The 20,619-nt window shown below is 61.5% G+C and carries 17 protein-coding genes; 15 read left to right on the top strand and 2 right to left on the bottom strand.

Going from position 1 to position 20,619, the window contains the following annotated elements; all coding sequences use genetic code 11:
• Positions 1-112 precede the first annotated feature (112 nt).
• The 11 genes from I9H07_RS12200 (at position 113) to I9H07_RS12150 (ending at position 13,695) form a co-directional block, all read left to right on the top strand.
• Positions 113-1,078, top strand: coding sequence for a site-specific integrase (locus tag I9H07_RS12200; protein WP_058393013.1), 966 nt, complete (start codon positions 113-115; stop codon positions 1,076-1,078).
• Between the two features lie 348 nt (positions 1,079-1,426).
• The gene (locus I9H07_RS12195; RefSeq protein WP_024674154.1) at positions 1,427-1,819 is read left to right on the top strand and encodes a cupin domain-containing protein; all 393 of its coding nucleotides are present in this window, start codon (positions 1,427-1,429) and stop codon (positions 1,817-1,819) included.
• A complete protein-coding gene (locus I9H07_RS12190) occupies positions 1,812-3,311 on the top strand; it encodes a methionine--tRNA ligase (protein ID WP_236425199.1) in 1,500 nt (499 codons plus the stop codon). The genes I9H07_RS12195 and I9H07_RS12190 overlap by 8 nt, the downstream gene beginning before the upstream one ends.
• 14 nt (positions 3,312-3,325) lie before the next feature.
• Positions 3,326-4,444 (top strand): NAD(P)/FAD-dependent oxidoreductase, encoded by a 1,119-nt coding sequence (locus tag I9H07_RS12185; protein ID WP_236425198.1) that lies wholly within the window; start codon positions 3,326-3,328, stop codon positions 4,442-4,444.
• Positions 4,445-4,455: 11 nt separating this feature from the next.
• The gene (locus tag I9H07_RS12180) at positions 4,456-5,415 is read left to right on the top strand and encodes an ABC transporter substrate-binding protein (protein WP_248957209.1); all 960 of its coding nucleotides are present in this window, start codon (positions 4,456-4,458) and stop codon (positions 5,413-5,415) included.
• Between the two features lie 40 nt (positions 5,416-5,455).
• Complete coding sequence (locus I9H07_RS12175) at positions 5,456-6,778, top strand: lysine N(6)-hydroxylase/L-ornithine N(5)-oxygenase family protein (protein WP_236425196.1); 1,323 nt, start codon at positions 5,456-5,458, stop codon at positions 6,776-6,778.
• A gap of 5 nt (positions 6,779-6,783) precedes the next feature.
• Positions 6,784-8,904 carry a 2,3-diaminopropionate biosynthesis protein SbnB gene (gene sbnB, locus I9H07_RS12170; RefSeq protein ID WP_236425195.1) on the top strand — a complete coding sequence of 707 codons (2,121 nt, stop codon included), beginning with the start codon at positions 6,784-6,786 and terminating at the stop codon, positions 8,902-8,904.
• Positions 8,904-10,652 carry an FAD/NAD(P)-binding protein gene (locus I9H07_RS12165; protein ID WP_236425194.1) on the top strand — a complete coding sequence of 583 codons (1,749 nt, stop codon included), beginning with the start codon at positions 8,904-8,906 and terminating at the stop codon, positions 10,650-10,652. The genes sbnB and I9H07_RS12165 overlap by 1 nt, the downstream gene beginning before the upstream one ends.
• A gap of 25 nt (positions 10,653-10,677) precedes the next feature.
• Positions 10,678-11,322 carry a LysE family transporter gene (locus I9H07_RS12160; RefSeq protein ID WP_236425193.1) on the top strand — a complete coding sequence of 215 codons (645 nt, stop codon included), beginning with the start codon at positions 10,678-10,680 and terminating at the stop codon, positions 11,320-11,322.
• Between the two features lie 36 nt (positions 11,323-11,358).
• Positions 11,359-12,513, top strand: a complete 1,155-nt coding sequence (locus I9H07_RS12155) for an iron-containing alcohol dehydrogenase (RefSeq protein ID WP_236425192.1) — start codon at positions 11,359-11,361, stop codon at positions 12,511-12,513.
• 3 nt (positions 12,514-12,516) lie between these two features.
• Complete coding sequence (locus I9H07_RS12150; protein ID WP_236425191.1) at positions 12,517-13,695, top strand: serine hydrolase domain-containing protein; 1,179 nt, start codon at positions 12,517-12,519, stop codon at positions 13,693-13,695.
• Here I9H07_RS12150 and ftrA read toward each other — a convergent pair.
• Positions 13,655-14,608, bottom strand: a complete 954-nt coding sequence (gene ftrA / locus I9H07_RS12145) for a transcriptional regulator FtrA (protein WP_236533953.1) — start codon at positions 14,606-14,608, stop codon at positions 13,655-13,657. The genes I9H07_RS12150 and ftrA overlap by 41 nt on opposite strands.
• A 124-nt stretch (positions 14,609-14,732) precedes the next feature.
• Here ftrA and I9H07_RS12140 point away from each other — a divergent pair, with 124 nt between their 5' ends.
• The 4 genes from I9H07_RS12140 to treS all read left to right on the top strand — a co-directional run bounded on the left by I9H07_RS12140 (position 14,733) and on the right by treS (position 18,713).
• Positions 14,733-15,338: a DJ-1/PfpI family protein gene (locus tag I9H07_RS12140; protein ID WP_236425190.1), complete on the top strand. Its 606-nt coding sequence runs from the start codon at positions 14,733-14,735 to the stop codon at positions 15,336-15,338.
• A 318-nt stretch (positions 15,339-15,656) separates the two neighbouring features.
• Positions 15,657-15,917, top strand: a complete 261-nt coding sequence (locus I9H07_RS12135; RefSeq protein WP_024674166.1) for a helix-turn-helix domain-containing protein — start codon at positions 15,657-15,659, stop codon at positions 15,915-15,917.
• Positions 15,918-15,952: 35 nt separating this feature from the next.
• A complete protein-coding gene (locus I9H07_RS12130) occupies positions 15,953-16,522 on the top strand; it encodes a LysR family transcriptional regulator substrate-binding protein (protein WP_235591725.1) in 570 nt (189 codons plus the stop codon).
• A gap of 127 nt (positions 16,523-16,649) precedes the next feature.
• Complete coding sequence (gene treS, locus I9H07_RS12125; protein WP_024674168.1) at positions 16,650-18,713, top strand: maltose alpha-D-glucosyltransferase; 2,064 nt, start codon at positions 16,650-16,652, stop codon at positions 18,711-18,713.
• Between the two features lie 43 nt (positions 18,714-18,756).
• Here the strand turns inward: treS and I9H07_RS12120 are convergent, their stop codons facing one another.
• Positions 18,757-20,553 carry a sigma-54-dependent Fis family transcriptional regulator gene (locus I9H07_RS12120; protein WP_236425189.1) on the bottom strand — a complete coding sequence of 599 codons (1,797 nt, stop codon included), beginning with the start codon at positions 20,551-20,553 and terminating at the stop codon, positions 18,757-18,759.
• Positions 20,554-20,619 lie beyond the last annotated feature (66 nt).

The raw sequence follows: 20,619 nt of genomic DNA, 5'->3' as shown, positions 1-20,619 counted from the left end.
TTGCTCTCAGGGCCGTGCTAAAGTCAGGCGCTTGAATACAGCTGTCTTGAACATGAATCAGAAGTGCGGGAGCCGCTCGCCTGCGCTTGCACCAGAAAAGGCGTAGTTGCACATGCCGGAAGACCCCCACACCAACCCGTCCGCCCCCGTCGTCAGCCCGTTTTCACTGCCGGATGTCAACAAGCCGCTGCGGCTCTATCTTGACCGTCTTGCTCCCTCAAGCCGCCTGACCATGACCTACGTGCTACAGGATGCTGCCGACCGGCTGGGCATGGCCGATGTCGATATCCATGACATCCCCTGGCACACTTTGCAGCCGGGCCACGTGACGGCACTGGTCGCGACGCTGCGTGAAGATGACTACGCACCCAACACCACCTCGTTGTACGTGAACGCCATTCGCGGCGTGATGAACGAGGCCTGGCGGCACGACCTGATCACGCATGACCAGTTGTTGAAAATCCGCTCGATCAAGCCGGTAAGCGGCACGCGGCTGGCCAAAGGGCGTAATATTCGCCGCACCCTGATCCGCGAGCTGATGCAAGCCTGCGCGGCGGACCCGCGGCCTCAAGGGCGGCGCGACGCTGCAATCATCGCCATTTTGTATGGATCAGGCATGCGCAAGTCCGAGTCGGTGAACCTCGACCTGTCGCAGATCGACTTTGCCGAGCGCAGCCTGCGGGTGCTGGGCAAAGGCAATAAACAGTTGATCAAATACGCTCCGGAATGGGCGTTCAAGGCGCTGAATGACTGGCTGGAATTGCGTCGCTCGTGCCTGCAGCCGGGGCAGGGCGATGACCCGTTCCTGTTCAACCGTATTCGGCGGGGCAGCCATATCACCCGCGAGCGAATCACCAAACACGCTATCTATTTCATCGCCAAGCAGCGTGGCCGTGAGGTCGGGGTCAACATCATGCCCCACGACTTTCGTCGCTCGTTCATCACCCGGGTGATCGAAGAATATGATTTGTCGATTGCTCAGAAGCTGGCCCATCACACGCATATCTCGACCACCGCCAGCTACGACATGCGCAGCGAAAATGAACGTCGCAACGTTGTGGACGGGTTTGATCTGTAAGCAGCCTGACTGCCGAGCAAAAAAAAGCCACCTCACGCAACGTGAGGTGGCTTAAAGATCTAACCAAAGGAGTGATGAAGCAGAGCAGAGATTCAGCGGCCTTGCGACGCGGATTCGCAGGGCTGGAAGAAGTGTTCGTTTCATCGCCGCCAACGGTAACATCACCCTCCTCGATTCAATTATTAGCGTTATCGATACCAGCCATTAGCAAAAAAGATAGCAAGCTTGGTTGTGTCGACAGCCATCCGCAAATTCGATTTCTCGCCCCTGACGTACCCGCCAATCAGATAGCCAGCATCCAGTAACAATTTCATGCTTTGCCGCACTTGGAAACGTACGGAAAAGAGCATGGAAAAGTTCGATATACACCGTAAAACCGCGTTCGATGCGCTGGTGCCAGAATACGGCCTCGATGGCAGCCGCCTATTGCCGTGGGACGGCTACCCGATGCCGTTTGCGGGCGGCTGGTGCGTGGTCCGCCCTGGCACCCGCAGCGAAACGCACACCCAGATCGACCAGGAAATCTTCATTGCCATCAAGGGCAGCGCCCGGCTTGTGGTGGGGGACAGGCAGATGGAGTTCAACGTGGGCGACATCGCCGCGATTCCGAAGCACACCCATCATTACGTCATTAACGATTCTGCCGAGGACTTCCATTTTTACGTGGTGTGGTGGGACATGAACTACGTCAACGCCTTTGTCGCGCAGCACAGCGAGACCACGGGGTGCCTCGATGACTAAGTTCATTGTCACGATCACGCCGCCGACCCCGAACGGCGATCTGCATATCGGCCATATCGCCGGGCCGTTTCTGGCCGCTGACGTATTTACCCGCGTTCAGCGTCAGCGCGGCCACGACTGTGTGCTGGTGTCCTACTCGGATGACTACCAGTCCTACATGCTGCGCAAGGGGCGGGAACTGGATGTCGACCCGGTGGCGCTGGCCAATCGTAACTCGGACCGCATCGAGGCTTCGCTCGCGGCGATCAATATCCAGCCTGATCACTGGATGCGCCCCTACAACAATCCATGGTTCGCCGAGGCGGTCGCTGAAGTCTTCAATACGTTGCGCGACGCAGGTTTGATCGAGTATCGCGACGCCAGCGAACCTTACTGCCCTGACTGCGAGGTCTGGGGTTACGAAGCGTTCGCCCGGGGGCACTGCAACTACTGCGGTGCCGAGTCCGATGCCAGTCAATGCGAAAACTGCGCCCAGGCCCCTGATGCCGAGCTGATGACCGGGCTGCACTGCAAGCTCTGCAAACAGCCGTCGCACTGGAAAACCGCTCATCGCGCCTTTCTCAAGCTGGCGGCCTTCAAGCCACTGCTGAGCGAGCGGCTGCTTGGGCGTCAGTGGCGCAAGCCTCTCGATGGCTGGCTGCGCGACACGCTGGAGCACTTGCATGACTGGGGCGTGACGCGTCCGGGTGACGGAGGTCTCGACCTGCACGCCGACGGCTCATGCCGCGTACACACCTGGTTCATGGGGCTGGCCGGTTACATGGCGGCGTTTCGTGAATACGCTGACAAGGTTGGACGTCCGGAGCTGTTTCGCCAGTACTGGCAGTCGGGGCAGGGCACGTTGGTGCATTTTCTCGGCTTCGACTGTGTGTTCAGTCACGCCGTGGTCTACCCGGCGCAACTGTCGGCGCTGCGTGACATCAAGGTGCAGCAGCGTTTCATGCCCAATCAGTTTCTCAAACTTGATGGCCTGAACCTGTCCACCAGTCGTAATCACGCGATCTGGGTCGGCGACCTGGCACGCGAAGCCTGTGCCGACAGTGCGCGCTTGTACCTGGCCAGCATCGCGCCCGAAGAAAGTGAGGGCGATTTCCGCCTGCAACGCTTTAAACAATGGCGCAAAGAGCTGTTCGACGAGTTTTTCCCCGCCTTGCTGGAGGCCGGGAAAAACCACGATCACAGCTGGTGGAGCGGGATCTGCGGGGCGGATGCCGGTCTGCTTGAGGCGCTTCGCCTGCAGTGGAGCAGGGCTGCCGAACCTGCGCAGTTCTCCATGAAAGGCCTGGCTCAGGTGCTGCTGGATGTGATTGCCATCACCCGCACGCGGCTCGCCGAAGACCGTCCGGTCAGTCATCTGGCAGCGTTCATTGCCCTGGCGGGCAAGGCGCTGATCCCGGACATGTCAGCGCGCATCGTGACGGCATTCGGGCTGCCCGAAAACCGGGTCAACGCCACGCTCATGAACGGCTCGGCCGCTGAATACTCCATCTGAACGGACCCACCATCATGTTCCTCGATTATGAGATTGCGGTGATTGGCGCCGGGATAACCGGTGCCAGCATCGCGGCGAAACTGTGCAGCGCGGGTGTGTCGGTGGCGCTTGTCGACAAGGGCTCTGCCGCAAGCCTGGGGGCCAGCAGCTATTCCGGCGGGCTGGTGCGGCTGTACGACACCGATCCGCTGTTGATGGAGCTGGCCGCCTTGTCCATCGACCGGATGCACGAGGGCGTCTTCGCCACCACCTACGCCAGCGCATTGCGGCGCACCGGGGTCATTTACCGTGCCGCTGCCGATCAGTTGGAAACGCTGTGCAACGCCATTGAACAGCACGCCAGCGCGCGTTATCCGATGCGTCTGCTGGCCAGTCACGAACTCAACGGCGGCCGCTACCCGCAGTGCGCAGACGAAGCAAGAGTCAACCTGTTCGAGCCGAACGCGTGCGTCGGTAATGTGCGGCTGGCCGTCGCGGCGCTGTGCCAAGAGGTGCGCCAGCAAGGTTTGTTGTTGGAACACCGCGACATCAAGGCAATCGAGCGCCGCGCAAGCGACCGGGTGGACATCGAATTGGGTGACGCGACACTGCGCTGTAGGGCCGTGGTGGTCGCGGCGGGGGCCTGGAGCGGGCATCTGGTGCCGCAGGCGGAGCTGGACGTGCGTTCGATCCCGCTGGCACGCGTGTTGACTGACAGCGATTGGTCGATGCCGATCATTGATGCCGTCGCCCAGAGCTATGCCATACCGCTGACCCGCAACATCGTGCAGACCGGCTGCGGGCTGCGCGACAGCGCTTTGTGGCCGGAGGACCTGGCACAGCCCGATGCGCGGCATGCCGAAGATGCCTGCAAGCGCATCAACCAGCTGTGCGGTTCAGCAACAAATGCACGGGTGCTGGATGTGTTGCCGGGTTTCGACAGCTACAGCGTCGATGGCCGTCCGTTGTTGGGCTTCTGCGATGAGCAGAGTCCGGTTTATCTGGCTGCGGGCATGTCCGGGCTGGGGTTCAAGTTTGCGCCCGGCATCGCACAGATTGCCTGCGACCAGCTGCTTGGCCGGTTGCGTGGCAGTCAGGGGGCCTGTTCCGGTTGGTCAGCGCTGTCGCCGCAGCGTGAGAGCGTGCAGCCGTGATGTTGCCGTTCATGCCCATGACAACAGGGCTACGCGTCGGCGTCAGCGCGCTGTTCGACCCCGCCGCAACGCCGCATGCACGGACCTTCATGCGCGCACTGGCGGTGGCGCGTAATTGCATACCGGAACTGGCACAGGTGCAGTGGCACTTTATCGACGACGGTGCCGACGCTGCGCGTGGCGCCGAGGTGGCGCAGCACATGATCGACTGGCAGGCCGATCTGGGGATCGGTCACTTTTCATCCGACGCGTCCATCGGTGCTGCGCCGCGCTATGAGCAGGCCGGTATTGCGCTGCTGACGCCGGCGGCCACCATCGACCGGTTGACCCAGGAACATCGCAATGTCTTTCGTTTCTGCCCCTCGGACCGCCAATTGGCGGGCGATCTGGTGCGCTGGCTGGCGGCTCGACGGTGGAGGTCTGTGCAGGTTGATGCCGATGGCAGCGCACACGGTCAGGCACTGGCTGCAGCGATTGGTGAAGCGCTCGCCGCAGCAGGCCTGAAGCGCGTCAGCGACCGGGACAGCGCTGATGTGGAGGTATTTGCCGGACGTCTCAATGCCAGTCGCGAGCACTGGCAGGCACGCCGCCAGGCCGGCAGCGTTCGGCCGCTGGTGCTGACCGACGACGCCGCGTCGCCGCATTTAGGCTGTGCCCCGGCCCACGACCGCAACACCTACGTCATCGGTTTCGACACGCCTGACAGTCACCACTGCCCGGCAAGTGCATGGCACCGGGCGCTGTTCGCCGCTGAACCGCACACCTACTTCCGCGAAAGCCTGCTGATGCTCCACGTACTGGCCATTCTGGCCAGTAGCACCGAGCGTGGACAGGCACTGCTGAACGCGCTTCATCACAGCACCTTCAGCACGCCGATGGGCACGGTCAGTTTCGATCAGGGCGAATGCCGAACCGCTTCGGCCCGCCTCTGGAAGCTCGGGCCTGCCGGGCTGAGCGCCGCTACCGACTGAATACTCAACGTTTCAAAACACTTCTAAGGACCGGAACCACATGGGCAACTCGACACCACATTCTTTTCATTCGGACGCCATCTGTATCGGGTTCGGCCCCGCCGGGATTGCGCTGGCCTGTGCGTTCGAGGACGCACGGGAAGCGAATGACCCGCTGGCCAGACTCTCCCTGCGTTATCTGGAAGCCGCTCCCGACAGCCAATGGCACCGCGAGCTGCTGCTGGCCGGAACAGACATTAATCACCATGTCTTTCGTGACCTGGTGACGCCACGCAATCCGCGCAGCCGTTTTTCCTTCGCCATGTACCTCAAAGATAAAGGACGGATGTTCGATTTCGGCCTGCTGGGCCGTCCGGCCAGTCGTCATGAATGGTCGGATTACCTGAACTGGGTGTCCAGGCAGGTGGACAGCCAGACGCGATTCAACGCACCGGTCTCCGACATTGACCCGGTGATCCGCAACGGCCGCTTGCACGAAGTACGGGTTCGCACGCCGGACGCCAGCTTCACCGCGCGCAATCTGGTGTTGTCCAGTGGTAGCGCGCCGTATATCCCTGAGCCGTTTCGGGCCTTGCTTGGCCCGCGGCTGTTTCATACCTCGCAGTTTCTGACCCGCCTGCAAGCGTTGGGCGAACAACTGCCTCAGCGCTGGCTGGTGCTCGGCTCAGGGCAAAGCGCCAGCGAGTCGGTGCTGGAGCTGGTCAGCCGTCGCTCCGACATTGAAGTGCATTCAGTGCATCGTTCTGCCGGTTTCAAACTCACGCAACTGGGCCAGTTTCCCAACCGGGTGTTCGCTCCGGATCATGTCGATTACTTCCACAGCCTGGACCCTGCGGCACGCCAGCGCTTCCTCGACTGGAGCCGTTCGACTAACTACGCCGGTATCGACCCGGATGAAAGCCAGAAGCTGTTTTCGCTGATCTACGAGGACGCCATCGCCGGTCGCAAACGCTTGCAGACCTACGCCTACAGCGTGATCAGCGGCATCGAGCAAACCGCCGACGGCTATCGGATCGTGCTGACCGACACTTTCAGCCAACGTAATCAGGTACTCGAAGTCGATGCGCTGGTACTCGGCACTGGATACCAGCAACACCTTTTGCCGCCGCTGCTGAGTGGATTACAGCCGTGGCTGAAAACCGGGATGGACGGCGGCTTGCTGATCGATCGCGATTACCGCGTCGCAACCGAGGGCGAGTGCGACGTGAATATCTGGGTCAATGGCCTCTCCGAGCGCAGCCACGGGATCAGCGACAGCCAGTCGTTCTCGTTGATGGCGCTGCGTGCCGAACGTATTGCCAATGCCCTCGGCCAGGCCGTCGAACCGGTAGCCGATGCACCCTTGCTGGCACAGTGGAAGTGACCCTTATGCACACAGCTTCCGAATACCAAAGCCTCTGCGAAATCGTTCACGATCAGGCCTTTTTGAAAGTCACCGGCCTGGGGCTCGACTTTTTCCTGAAAATGGAGTCGCTCAACCCGGCGGGCTCCATCAAACTCAAGACGGCTGTCGGCTTGATCAATGACGTGCAGGCGCGCGGTCTGCTGGGGCCCGAGACGATTCTGATCGAGTCGTCGTCAGGCAATCTCGGCGTAGCGCTGGCGATGATCTGCGCCGAGCGCGGCATTGCGTTTACCTGCGTGGTCGATCCCAACAGTTCCAGCCACAACATCCGCATGATGCGCAGTTACGGGGCCGAGGTCATTCAGGTGGAAACCCCGGATGCCAACGGCGGTTTTCTGGGCACACGCATTGAGCTGATTCGCCACAAGGTGGCCGGTGATCCGCGTTACGTCTGGCTCAATCAATATGAAAACGCTGCCAATCCGCGCGCCCATGCGCGGACTACGGCGAGTTCGATCAGTCGGCATTTCGGTCATGTGGATTACCTTTTTGTGGGGGCGGGCACCACCGGCACGCTGATGGGCTGCATTCAGCATTTTCAGCGTCATCATCCGACCACCCGGATCATTGCTGTGGACAGCGTCGGTTCGGTGACGTTTGGCGCGCCGGCCAGTCGACGTTTCATCCCGGGGCTGGGCACCAGCCAGCGCCCGCCGATCTTCAACTCAGACGGCATTCATGCGCTGGAAATGGTCCCGGAAGCGCATACCGTCGCCATGTGCCGCATTCTGGCGCGCAGCAAAGGCCTGCTGGTCGGCGGCTCGACCGCAACAGTGATTGCAGCCGTGCATGCCTGGCGCGAGCGTATCGAGCCGGGTGCGGTGGTGGTGGCGTTATCGCCGGATTGGGGCGAGCGCTATCTGGATACGCTGTACGACGATCATTGGGTCGAGCAGCGTTTCGGGCGCGACGTGCTGAACATGACCCTGGCAGACCTCTCAGTGCCACCCGCAGCCCCAGCCCTTTGTGGGAGCGAGCTTGCTCGCGAAAGCGGTGGTTCAGGCATGACGCCTTCGCGAGCAAGCTCGTTGCCACCGGATTTTTCGTCATGGACCGTTTGGCTGGCTGCCGAGCGCTTGAAGCGTGCACCGTTTCATGTGGTCGATGGGGAAGTGGTTGCGCGCCTGCTGGCCGCTGATCCTCTGGCCTGTATCGACGACGTGCAGACGGCTTATCTGGACCACGAAGCCGGTCGCACGATCAACCCTGACAGCTATTTTCTGCGCTTTCCCGAAGCACCGGCCAATCGCATCATCGCGCTGCCGGCCAGCCTGACGGGGGATCAGCCAGTCAGTGGCATCAAGTGGATCTCCAGTTTTCCGGGCAATGTCGAGAGTGGTCTGCAACGTGCGTCTGCGGTGTTGATTCTCAATGATCCTCTGACCGGCTATGCCTTCGCTTGCCTGGAAGCCTCGCGAATCAGCGCCATGCGTACAGCAGCGTCAGCCGTACTGGGCGCGCGCTGGATGAATCGGCAACAGCGTCATGTCGGGCGAATGGCCTTCGTGGGTGCCGGGTTCATTGCCCGGACCATCCTCGACATGTTCGTCAGCGACGGCTGGAGCATGGACACGGTCAGCGTCTTCGATCAGCACGAAGATTCGATGCTGGCCCTGATCAAACATGCTGCCGGTTGCCATCAACTGCGCAGCGAGGCGGCTGATTTACACGACTGCCTGCAAGCCGACGTGGTGGTGTTCGCCACCACTGCGCCCAGCCCTTATGTACTGGAGCCGATCTTCCGGCCGGGGCAATTGCTGCTGAATATTTCCCTGCGTGATCTCGGGCCGGAGGTGATTGCTCAGGCCAACAACATCCTGGATGACGTCGAGCACTGCCTCAAGGCGCAGACGTCCCCTGATCTGGCCGTTCAGCAGTACCGGGACCGCTCGTTCATCACCGGCACGCTGGCGCAGCTGATGGCCGGGCAGGTAGAGCTGGCCCCGGATCGAGCCTCGATCTTCTCGCCGTTTGGCCTCGGCGTGCTGGACCTCGCAGTGGGGCAGCGGCTGTATCAGCAGGCGCTGGCCGAGGGCAGTGCAGTGCCTGTGCCGCGATTCTTCTTTGAATCGAGCCGCTGGTGATGGCCATGCATACGCATACCGTTGCGATCATCGGCATGGGGTCACGAGGGCTGAGCATTCTGGAGCAGTTGATCGGCATGAGCCGTCACGCCGGTCAGCAGCCACTGCATATCGAAGTGTTCGATCCGCAGCTGCCGGGCAGTGGCTTGCATCATGCGCAGCAGCCGGATTACCTGATGCTCAATACCATGGCGGGCCAACTGTCAGCGTTTTCCTCCGCGTTTCCTGCCTGTGAGCCAGCGGGCTGGACCTTTCTGCAGTGGTGCAGCGCGCGTGGCGTTCGTCTGGATGAGCGTGGCCACGTCTGCATCGACGGTCAGGGCAGGCCTGTCGGGTTCGGGGATTTCGTGCCGCGTCGCTTGTTGGGTCGCTACTTGCAGGACAGTTACCGCTTCCTGCTGCAACAGTGCCCGGCACACGTGCGGGTGCGCCATTACGCCGAGCAGGTGACCGCCTGCCGCTTGCTGCCCGACGCGAACGGTTTCAGGCTGCGCAGCCAGCAGCGCCAGATGTCTGTTGACGCTGTGTTCCTGACCAGCGGGCACGCTGTAGAACCCGCAGAACAGCAGGTGATCGGCGAAACGGTTGCGATCGAAGGGCTCGGGCTGACCGCCATGGACACGCTGGCCAGCCTTACCCAGGGTCGTGGCGGGCGATACGTGCGCGATGGTGGTTTTGCCGGCTGGCGATACCTGCCGTCTGGACGCGAGCCCCAGGTGTTTCTGTATTCGCGTTCGGGGCTGCCGTTTCACGCCCGGCCACACGGGCACCCCGACAGTCAGGCGGCGCTGCCACGGCTATTCCTTACCGCAGAGGCCATCAACGGCTTGCGCCAGCAAAGGCCTGCCGGGCAACTGGATTTCCGGCGCGACGTGCTGCCGCTGATCAAGGATGAAATGCGCGCGGTGTTCTATCAGGCCAAAGCCCGTATTGAAGCGCCCCGGCATGTGCAGTCAGTTCAGCAACTGCTGCGTGAAGCGACGTCGAGGCCTGCGTTGTTTGCAAGGCTGGCCGAGCAGTGGGGTGACTTCGACCCGGATGAGTGGCTGGCGACCGAGCGCTGGTCCGGGTCAGCAGCGGCCTATGCCGCCTGGTTTATCGCGTGGATCGAGCGCGATCTGGCGTTGAGTCGGCTGGGCACTGCACAGAGTCCGATCCGGCTGGCCCTGGAAGTCTGGCGCGATTACCGCGATGTGCTGCGTCTGGTCGCCGAACGCAACGGGCTGACCGAGACGTCGACCCTGGATTTCTACAGCACGTGGGCCGGGCTGTCGAACCGTCTGGTCGGCGGGCCACAAAAGGAGCGCCATGAAGACCTGCTCGCGTTAATCACGGCGGGTGTAGTGACGGTATTGCCGCCGGTGGACGCTGCACAGCAGTCAAGGCCGCTTGTCGACAGCGTCATAACGGCGCGGGTTGCTCACAGCGGCGTGTCGATTAATGCGCACGGCCTGATTGGCGATTTGCTGGAGCAAGGGCTGATCCGCGCCGCACATGCCTGGCCCGCCGACGGGATCGAAACCGATCGGGCTGGCCGTGCGCTTGGTCGTCACGGTTCGCCGCAGCCAAGGCTCTGGGTGCTGGGCCCGGCCGTCGAAGGCTGCACGTTTTACAACCATTACGTGCCTACGCCAGACCCCACCTGCCACGCGCTGCTCGAGGCGCGGCGGGCAGTCGAGTCATGCCTCGAAATGCTGGCAGCTCACGTAGCAGAAGACTTCACGCACTCATTTAAAGAAGTGCTTTAACTCATTCATAAAAAAGGAATTACCTATGTACGAACTGACATTACTGACGGCGCTGGCTGGCGCGTTCATTGTGCTGATCATCAGTCCCGGGCCGAATTTTCTGGTCATCACCCAGCTGTCATTCAGCCAGTCCCGGCAGCAGGGAATCTGCGCCGGGCTGGGCGTGGCCTCGGGAAGCATTCTCTGGGCGTTGCTGGCCGCCACCGGGCTGGGGCTTATCTTTCAGCAGTTGCCCTGGCTGCAACCGGCCCTGCAATTGCTCGGCGGTGCCTATCTGACCTGGCTCGGCAGCAAAAGCCTGCGCAGCGCAGGCAGCCAGCCCAAGCCGAGGGACATCGGCGCGCTGGGCATCGGCAGCCTCGGGCGCGCCTATCGCTTCGGCCTGTTCACCAACCTGACCAACCCCAAGGCGCTGGCGTTTTACACCAGCGTCTTCACCACCGTCACCACGCCGGGCATGCCGATTTGGGTGCGCACGGCAGGGGTATCGATCATCGCGGTGCTGGCCATCTCATGGTTCGTGTTGCTGGCCACGCTGTTTTCGATTCCTGCCGTGCAGGTTCGCTATCAGCGCATGAAAAAAGCCATCGACATTGTCACCGGGCTTTTCATGATCGCGTTCGGCCTGCGTCTGCTGATCGGTCTGCTGCCCGCTGGTTTCTTTCACTGAAGCGCTGACTGACTCGATTTTCAAGGGAATACCTCAATGCACAGCAACGATTGGCACTATCCGACTTCAATCCGGGCCGGCGCAGGGCGCGTCTCAGAGCTGGCTGACGCCTGTCGGGTGACAGGCATCAAGCGGCCGTTATTGATCACCGACCGCTTTCTCGGCAGTACCGCCATGATCGCCTCCGCCGTGGAGGACTGCCGTAGCCAATTGGGCCACTGCGGGCTGTTCGACCGGGTCAAGGGCAACCCTACCGGCAGCAATGTTGCCGAAGGGCTGGAGGCTTATCGCGCCGGTGGTTACGACGGCGTCATTGCATTCGGCGGCGGCTCGGCGCTGGACGCAGCCAAGGCCGTGGCGCTGATGTCCGGCCAGACCCGCCCGCTCTGGGATTTCGAGGACATCGGCCAGAATCACCTGCGCGCCGACCCGCAAGGCATCGCGCCGGTCATCGCTTTGCCGACCACGGCCGGGACTGGCTCGGAAGTGGGCAGGGCGTCGGTCATCACCGATGAGCTGGCACAGGTCAAACGCACGATCCTGCACATCCGCATGATGCCGCGCATTGCGATTCTGGACGCCACGCTGACGCTGGACCTGCCGATGCATTTGACTGCCGCCACCGGTGCCGACGCGTTGACCCACTGCATGGAGGCCTGGTGCTCACCGGTCTGGCACCCGATGGCCGAAGCGGTCTCGGTCAAGGGCATGCAGATGATCAAGCAGTATCTGCCCCGCGTGGTTGCCGACGGGCAGGATCTGGAGGCGCGTCAGCAGATGTTGGTGGCCTCAAGCCTGGGCGCCGCCGCGTTTCAGCGTGGCCTGGGCGGCGTCCACGCGATTGCACAGAGTCTCGGCGCGCTATATGACCAGCACCATGGTTTGTTGAACGCGATCCTGCTGCCTTATGTGCTGCACGCCAACAGCTCGGCGCTGCTGACCCAGATGGAGGATCTGGCGGTTTACCTGCGGTTGCCCGAGCCGGGTTTCAAAGGCGTAATGGCGTGGGTGCTGGACCTCCGTGAGCAGATCGGCATTCCGCACACGCTGGCCGCCATCGGTATTGATGATCGCGATACGGAGCGGGTTGGAAAGATGGCGTTTGCCGATGGCTGTTCGCACACCAACCCGATTCGCCATTCGGCGGCAGAGTACGCGCAGATTTTCAGCCGTGCGGTTCATGGTTGCTGAAGCATGCAGCAACTCGATGAAAGCGCCGTGCAGCGCCTGGCGCAGGTCTGGCAGAGGTTCATTGATCAGGGCCGGATCGTCGGGGGGGTTGTGCTGCTGGCCCAGGACGGTGAGTTGCGTTACGCCTGCGCCAGCGGCTGGGCTGATCGGGAGCGGCAGATTCCGGTCTGCCGCAACACGCGCTTTCGCCTGGCGTCACTGACTAAACTGCTGACGTCCATCGTGGTGATGCGCCTGTGCGAGCTGGGAGTCCTGCGTCTTGACGCTGCGCTGACTGACTGGCTGCCAGCCTTTCGACCACGGTTGGCAGATGGCCGTGAGCCGGTCATTACCCTGCGGCATTTGCTGTCGCACACCTCCGGCCTGAGCTACGGTTTCGAGCAAGCGCCCGGCAATGCCTATCAACAGGCTGGCGTCTCGGACGGACTGGATTGTGTAGCGTTTGACCTGCACGAAAACCTGGCGCGACTGGCGCGCTTGCCATTGCTGTTCGAGCCCGGCAGCGCGTGGGGGTATTCGCTGGCCACCGACGTGCTGGGCGCGGTGATCGAACAGGCCTGCGGCATGCCCTTGTCCGACGCCGTCGCCCGATGGGTCACTGAGCCTTTAAGCATGAGCAGGACTTCATTCCGTCATGGGCCGGGTCAACCGCTGGCCGTTGCCTACCAGGATGGCGCTCGCGGGCCGCAGCGTATCGGCGACAACGAGGTATTGAGGCTCGACAGCGGATGGGCACGGCTGTCCTCGGCTCGCGCGTTTGACACGACGGCTTATGAGTCGGGCGGGGCGGGCATGCTGGGCACGGCGGATGACTATCTTCGCGTGCTGGAGTGTCTTCGTCTGGGCGGTGCGCCGTTGCTGAACCCTGCCAGTACCCGGCAACTGCTGGGCAACACGATGGACCAGAAGATTGTCGAGAACCGTGGGCCGGGCTGGAAATTCGGCCTGGGGCCGATGATTCTGAGCGATCCGCTGGCCGCCGGGCAGCCGCAGGGCGCGGGCACCTGGTCATGGTGCGGCCTGTATGGCAGTCATTATTGGGTTGATCCGGTGTCGGCCATCAGCCTGGTCGCCATCACCAACACCGCCGTAGCGGGCGCGTGGGGCGAGTTTGCCGACGCCATGGTCGACGCGCTGTATCTCAGACCCGAGCAAACTGCTTGCGGTAACTGCTCGGACTGATTCCCACCAGATTGCGGAAATGGCGGCGGAACGACTCTTCGGAACCGAAACCCGCCCGGTCGACCACCTCGTTGAGGCGCAGTTTCGAGGATTCAAGCAGCTCCTTGGCGTAGGCCACGCGCTCGCCAAGCAGCCAGTCGATGGGTGTCAGACCGGTGCTTTCCATGAAGCTGCGGTGTAGGGTGCGGGTACTGAGTGCTGCACGCGAAGCCATGTCCTTGATGGTATGCGGCCGCTTCAGGTCACTGCGAATCCAGTCCATCAAATTGGAAATCGGCCCGTCGCTGGCGGTCACCAGTTGCCGGGAGGCGTACTGCGACTGTCCGCCTTCGCGATGGGGCGGGATCACCATGCGCTGCGCCACCATGTTGGCGACACGCGCCCCGTGATCGTTGCGCACCAGGTGCAGCATCATGTCCAGCCCGGCTGCCGAGCCGGCAGCGGTGACAATCGTGCCTTGATCCACATACAACTCGTTGGGCTGGATGGTCAGGCCCGGATACATGCTGGCCAGCAGATCGGTGTAACGCCAGTGGGTGGTGACCTTGTGCCCGTCAAGCAGACCGGCCGCCGCCAGCACAAAGGCGCCGGTGCAGATCGAACAGATCCTCGCGCCCCGTGCGTGCGCAGCCTGAAGCTGTTCGATCAAGCGCTGTGGGACCGCTGATTCAACGCCGCGCCAGCCCGGCACGATGATGGTGTCGGCATTTTCCAGCAGCACTTCGCCCGGCGTCGGCACGATGGTGATGCCGCCCGCCGCGGCGATCGGCCCGTCGTCGACCGGGTAGGTCGCAAACTCATACCAGCTGACCCCGAGTTCGGGTCGTTTGAGGGCAAATACCTCAACCGTGCAGCCAAATTCGAAGGTGCAGAGCTGGTTATAGATCAGGGCGACGACGAGATGATTTTTCATGGCGCGATGTTACCGGATATTGGCATTTCAGCCAGTAGTTTGCCTCGATGCTACTGCGTAACCTGCAATCCAGGTGAAACATTAACATGCAAGCGGTCTGGCAAGCAGACCCTGGAGCCAACTCGTGCCACTCAATATCGGTATCTACGTCTACGACGACGTCGAAGTCCTCGACTTCGCTGGCCCCTACGAAGTATTCACCACCGCAACCCGCATGCACGCGCGCAACAGCCGCGATGACCGGGCGCTGTTCAACGTGTTCACCATTGGCCGCAGCATCACGCCGGTGCGCGCGCGTGCAGGGTTGAAAGTCGACCCGGATTTTTCCATCAGTGATCACCCTCCCATCGACTGCCTGATCGTGCCGGGCGGGGTGGTCAATGCCGAGCTGGAAAAAGCCGACGTCATTCGCTGGATCAGCGATCAGTCAGTACCGGGGCGTGTGGTCGCGGCGGTCTGCACTGGAGCCTTCATGCTGGCCAAGACCGGCAAGCTGGCCGGCAAGCAGGTCACTACGCATTGGGAAGACATCGACGACCTCAAGGAAATGTTCCCCTCGGTGGACGTGCTCAGCACGTTGCGCTGGGTAGACGAGGGTGCATTCGTGACATCGGCCGGTATTTCCGCCGGTATCGACATGAGCCTGCATCTGGTCGAGCGCTTGCACAGCCGTGCTCTGGCCGAGCGCACTGCGCTGCAAATGGATTTCGACTGGACCGAAAACGACTGATTCATTTGCGTTCCCCGCTGCAACTTCCCTGGTGGTAAGGGACAGCGTCGGGGCCGATGTTCACAGCGGCTCGAAGACATTCGTCTTGCCCTGGATATCACGGATGACGGCATGTGCCCGAAACGTGCATAGCGAAGCCCGTTTCGGGAAGACCTGCCTATGCACCACCCCAGTCTGAGACGTCTCTGCCGACTGCCTTGAAGCCGGCAGTCTGGCTTGTCAGCCAGGGATTCCTGCATTCCCGATCACATTCCCCGATCACTTTCCCATCCAGCGGCAGGCCGCCCCCAATCTTTGCAAAACCAGAGTGCAGGACACATGAAAACCCACTTCTTCAAAGTCGTTCAAACCGTCGCGCAGCACGGTTCGTTTTCCGAGGCTGCGGCCATTCTGGGGTGCAGCCAGTCGAACATCAGTTATGCGATCAAGGAGGTCGAGGATTTTTTCGAAAAACGGCTGTTCATCCGCAGCCGCACTGGCTGCACCCTGACTCCCGAGGGAAAAGTCATCACCCAGACGCTCGGCAACGTTATGGCAACGCTGGAACAACTAAAAAAAATGGGGTCAGTGGTAGTGTAACCATTCACTACCACACGCATATTCGCGAGACCAGCCTGCCGGCATCACTGGATTTTCTGGCCCGTCACTATCCTGATATCCATCTGAATGTGCTGCACAGCAGCGAGCAGAATCCGTCACTCGACGCGTTAAGGAAGGATATCGCCGATATCGTGATCCTTCCGGCGACTGTCGTGGGCGAACATTATCTGGAACATCATCAATGGTCGGATCATTACGTACTGGTCGCTGCACGCAACGAACAGGCTGCACAGCGCAGCTTTGTCGAGCGGGTGCAGAATGCGCGTTATGTGGCCTGGCGGCATCCGGGCGTCGAGCGCCTGCACCAGCAACTGGCTGCAGCACAGGTGCGGCTTGTTCATCGGGGCGAACTCAGTTGTCTGGAAACCCTGCTGGATCTGGTTGCCAAACGGCATTGCATCTCGATTCTGCCCAGTGCGCTGTTGAGCGCTCAGGCCGGCGACGTCCAGCAGATCGCGTTGCCATTGCCGGTCACGCGTCAGATCAGCATCGTGGCGCGCCCGACCTCGCTGCTTTCCAATGCTGCCAATGCAGTGATTCAAGCGCTGAAGAAACCGCCCGGCATGCCTGTTCAGCGCTATTGATAGCGGTTGCGCTCGACACTGATGCAACGTTTTCGGTGCAAAGAGCTCTTACCCATAGGTAAAACATTCAGAACGCTCCGCCAGCGGAGCGTTTCAGGTCGCCGATTCAAGAGGAAGACTGAACGCTATGACGATACCGGACAAGCAGTACGTGGAGTGGCTGGTCGAGCAATCGATGCTTAACGCCGCCAGGCAGCGCGCCAAGACTTATTCGGGGCAGGGCAGGCTCTGGCAGCGTCCGTTCGCTCTGGCCCGTCCGCGAGACGCTTCCGCTATCGCTTCGGTCTGGTTCACCGCCTACCCGGCGTCGATCGTCACCCGTGAGGGTGGCTCGGTACTGGAAGCGCTGGGTGACGAAACCTTGTGGCATGCGCTGTCGGAAATCGGCATTCAAGGCATTCATAACGGTCCGCTCAAGCTCTCCGGCGGGCTGCAGGGCCGCACTCGCACGCCGAGTATCGACGGCAACTTCGACCGCATCAGCTTCGGCATCGACCCGGATCTGGGTACCGAAGCGCAATTGTTGAGCCTGACGCGCATCGCGGCCGCGCACAACGCGGTGATCATCGATGACATCATCCCTTCGCACACTGGCAAAGGCGCTGACTTCCGGCTTGCCGAACTGGCTTACGAAGATTACCCCGGCCTGTTTCACATGGTCGAAATCCGCGAGGAAGACTGGCAACTGCTGCCCGACGTTCCGGCAGGCCGTGACGCGGTCAACCTGATGCCCGATGTGGTCGATCAGTTGCGCGACAAGCATTACATCGTTGGTCAGTTGCAACGGGTGATCTTCTTCGAACCGGGCGTCAAGGAAACCGACTGGAGCGCCACGGATGTAGTGCAGGGCGTCGACGGCAAAGCACGGCGTTGGGTCTACCTGCATTACTTCAAGGACGGCCAGCCTTCGCTGAACTGGCTGGACCCGAGCTTCGCCGCGCAGCAGATGATCATCGGTGATGCGCTGCACGCGATCGACGTCATGGGCGCTCGCGTGCTACGTCTGGATGCCAACGGTTTTCTGGGTGTCGAGCGCCGCGCCGAAGGCACCGCCTGGTCGGAGAGCCACCCGTTGTCGATCACCGGCAACCAGCTGTTGGCTGGCGCGATTCGCAAGGCGGGCGGTTTCAGCTTCCAGGAGCTGAACCTGACCATCGACGACATCGCTTCAATGGGCAACGGCGGCGCTGACCTGTCCTACGACTTTATTACTCGCCCGGCCTATCAGCACGCGCTGCTGACCGGCACCACCGAGTTCCTGCGCTTGATGCTGCGTCAGGTTCATGCGTATGGCATTGATCCGGCCTCGCTGATCCACGCCTTGCAGAACCATGACGAGTTGACGCTGGAGCTGGTGCATTTCTGGACACTGCACGCCCACGACACCTTCCACTACCAGGGGCAGACGTTCCCGGGCAACATCTTGCGCGAGCACATTCGCGAAGAGATGTACGAGAAGCTGTCGGGCGAACACGCGCCGTACAACCTCAAGTTCGTCACCAACGGCGTATCCTGCACCACAGCCAGTATCATCACCGCCGCGCTGGGCATCCGCGATCTGGACGACATCACCGACGCAGATATCCAGCAGATCCAGCACATCCATTTGTTGCTGGTCATGTACAACGCCATGCAGCCGGGCGTGTTTGCCTTGTCTGGCTGGGACATGGTGGGTGCCTTGACGCTGCCGGCCGAGCAGGTCGAGCATTTGATGCAGGACGGCGATACCCGCTGGGTTCACCGCGGTGCCTACGACCTGGTCGATCTGGACCCGGAAGCCGAGTTCTCTGCGGGCAACATGCCGCGTCCGAGGTCGCTGTATGGCAGCCTCGTCAGCCAGCTGAAACGGCCTGATTCGTTCGCCTCGCAACTGAAGAAGATCCTCGCGGTGCGTCGTGCCTATGACATCGCCGCGAGCCGTCAGATTCTGATTCCGGACGTCGAGCATCCGGGCCTGCTGGTCATGGTCCATGAATTGCCGGCTGGCAAGGGCACGCAGATCACGGCGCTCAACTTCAGTGCCGAAACCATTGTCGAGACCCTTAACCTGCCTGGCATTGCGCCCGGCCCGGTGGTCGACATCATCAACGAACGTGTTGAGGGGGATCTGACCGAGCAGGGCGAGTTCACCATCACCCTCGATGCCTACGAAGGTCTGGCGCTGCGCGTGGTCAGTACTCTGCCCATCTAAGCCGGTTTGCGCAGCTTTCCGGCTGCGCACTGCCTGTTGTCGTTCAGGCTGTCTTGAACCGGTGCTTTTTCAGGCGATAGGCAAACTGGGCGCGACTCAGCCCCAACAAGCGAGAGGCAGCCGCCAGGTTGCCCTCGCTTTTTTGCAGGGCTTCATCGATCAAGCGTCTTTCCAGATCCTCGATGGAGAATGCGTTCTGCGGCTCATGCAGCGTATCCAGTAATCTCTCGCTGGTCGTTGCCGTTGTATCAACCCCTGTATCAGCCCCTGTGCCTGCCTCGGACGTCTGCGAAAGTGCGCCAGCGTGATTCAGCGAGTACGAATCCACTGGCAGCGATTCATTGCGGAAAATATGCACCAGATCAATAGCCTGGCCTTCATCGCTGGCGATCAAACCACGCTCGATCAAATTCTGCAGTTCTCGCACGTTACCGGCGAAGTCATAGCGCACCAGCGTTTTCAAGGCGCGCATGGTCAAGCCGGCCGGGGTTCTGCCGTATTCCTGACAAAACCTTTTGAGAAATGCACTGATCAGCAATGGAATGTCATCACGGCGCTCGCGCAACGGGGGCAGGGCGATCGGGTAGACATTCAACCGGTAGAACAGGTCTTCACGAAAATCACCGCTGGCCACGGCCTTGCGCAGATCAACGTTGGTCGCCGCCACCACCCGGACATTGACCTTTATGCCGTGCCCCCCGCCGACGCGCTCGATCTCGCGTTCTTGCAGGGCGCGCAGCAGCTTGCTTTGCCCGGCCAGACTGAGGGAGGTGATTTCATCCAGGAACAGCGTGCCGCCATTGGCGCGCTCGAAGCGTCCGGGTCTTGAGTGGGTGGCGCCGGTGTAGGCGCCGCGCTCGACGCCGAACAGCTCCGCCTCGATCAGGTTGTCCGGGATGGCCGCGCAGTTGAGCGCGATAAAAGGGCCTTTTTGCTGACGACTGAGCTGATGCAACTGGCGAGCGAACATTTCCTTGCCCACACCGGACTCGCCGCTGATCAGCACCGTTGCAGGTGTCGTCGCCACGCGCTGAAGGGCCTGGGTGGCCGCAGTGAATGCGGCGCTGGCACCAATCAGCGTGTGATCGGTCGCGGTCGCGGAGCCCGCTTCATCAGGTGCGCTTGCCAGCTGGCCTGGCGGAGCAGGGCTGGCCGCGTTTACGACGTTCAGATAACTCAGGTCGCGCTCCACATCGCCCCATTGCTCTGCGGTCTTGCCGACCACCCGGCAGGTCGCGTGGCCCATGCCACGGCACTCGACCTCCCGAAAAATTACCATCTGCCCGAACAGGCCGCTGACGAAGCCGATGGCATAACCGATTTCGGTCCAGCACACCGGGTCCTGTGCGATGCCATAAGCCGCGACATGCTCATCCGCTTCACAGGAGTGATGCCAGAGAAATTCCCCTTCGTAGAAGCCGGATTCTGCATCGAACTTGAAATGCAGCGGTTCAACCTTGGTCATGCCTTCAAGGGTGTGCAAGTGAGTACCGGCGCGAAACGCCGAGGTGGCATCGGCCAGTGGCCAGCGCTCACGAATCAGTCGGGCATCCCGCGCACCGGACAGGTAACCCGCGCGGGTGAACATTCCGCGTGCCTGCTCCCGGCCAAGACGTTCGATGATCTCGCGGCGCAGGTTGCCGAACGACGAGCTGTGGAGCAGCAGCATGCGCTGATCGTTAAGCCAGATGCGGCCGTCTTCGGGCGAGAAAAACAGGCAGCCGGTCAGCTCTTCGGCGGTTGGCGATCCGCTGGCGCCCGGCTGTGTGCTGTCGCCGCGCGGCGAGAAGTGCTCAGTGGCAACGCTGTGATCGGGAAGTTGGCAGTGAGGAGTGTTCATGCTCTGACCTCGGACCGGCGATAGTATTCAAATGATCATGTGGCTTGCGGGTTATTAATCACGAGC

It is taken from the genome of Pseudomonas syringae (genome assembly GCF_023278085.1).
Classification (GTDB): domain Bacteria; phylum Pseudomonadota; class Gammaproteobacteria; order Pseudomonadales; family Pseudomonadaceae; genus Aquipseudomonas; species Aquipseudomonas syringae_Q.
Note: the sequence above shows the minus strand (reverse complement) of the source record. Positions and strands in the feature narration are given on the sequence as shown.

Excerpts from the sequence above, each read along its gene's own strand:
- I9H07_RS12200 (WP_058393013.1), top strand. The coding sequence starts at position 113 with ATGCCGGAAGACCCCCACACCAACCCGTCCGCCCCCGTCGTCAGCCCG.
- I9H07_RS12160 (WP_236425193.1), top strand. The coding sequence starts at position 10,678 with ATGTACGAACTGACATTACTGACGGCGCTGGCTGGCGCGTTCATTGTG.
- I9H07_RS12195 (WP_024674154.1), top strand. The coding sequence starts at position 1,427 with ATGGAAAAGTTCGATATACACCGTAAAACCGCGTTCGATGCGCTGGTG.
- I9H07_RS12165 (WP_236425194.1), top strand. The coding sequence starts at position 8,904 with ATGGCCATGCATACGCATACCGTTGCGATCATCGGCATGGGGTCACGA.
- I9H07_RS12135 (WP_024674166.1), top strand. The coding sequence starts at position 15,657 with ATGAAAACCCACTTCTTCAAAGTCGTTCAAACCGTCGCGCAGCACGGT.
- I9H07_RS12190 (WP_236425199.1), top strand. The coding sequence starts at position 1,812 with ATGACTAAGTTCATTGTCACGATCACGCCGCCGACCCCGAACGGCGAT.
- I9H07_RS12120 (WP_236425189.1), bottom strand. The coding sequence starts at position 20,553 with ATGAACACTCCTCACTGCCAACTTCCCGATCACAGCGTTGCCACTGAG.
- ftrA (WP_236533953.1), bottom strand. The coding sequence starts at position 14,608 with ATGAAAAATCATCTCGTCGTCGCCCTGATCTATAACCAGCTCTGCACC.
- I9H07_RS12175 (WP_236425196.1), top strand. The coding sequence starts at position 5,456 with ATGGGCAACTCGACACCACATTCTTTTCATTCGGACGCCATCTGTATC.
- I9H07_RS12185 (WP_236425198.1), top strand. The coding sequence starts at position 3,326 with ATGTTCCTCGATTATGAGATTGCGGTGATTGGCGCCGGGATAACCGGT.
- treS (WP_024674168.1), top strand. The coding sequence starts at position 16,650 with ATGACGATACCGGACAAGCAGTACGTGGAGTGGCTGGTCGAGCAATCG.
- I9H07_RS12150 (WP_236425191.1), top strand. The coding sequence starts at position 12,517 with ATGCAGCAACTCGATGAAAGCGCCGTGCAGCGCCTGGCGCAGGTCTGG.
- sbnB (WP_236425195.1), top strand. The coding sequence starts at position 6,784 with ATGCACACAGCTTCCGAATACCAAAGCCTCTGCGAAATCGTTCACGAT.
- I9H07_RS12180 (WP_248957209.1), top strand. The coding sequence starts at position 4,456 with ATGCCCATGACAACAGGGCTACGCGTCGGCGTCAGCGCGCTGTTCGAC.
- I9H07_RS12155 (WP_236425192.1), top strand. The coding sequence starts at position 11,359 with ATGCACAGCAACGATTGGCACTATCCGACTTCAATCCGGGCCGGCGCA.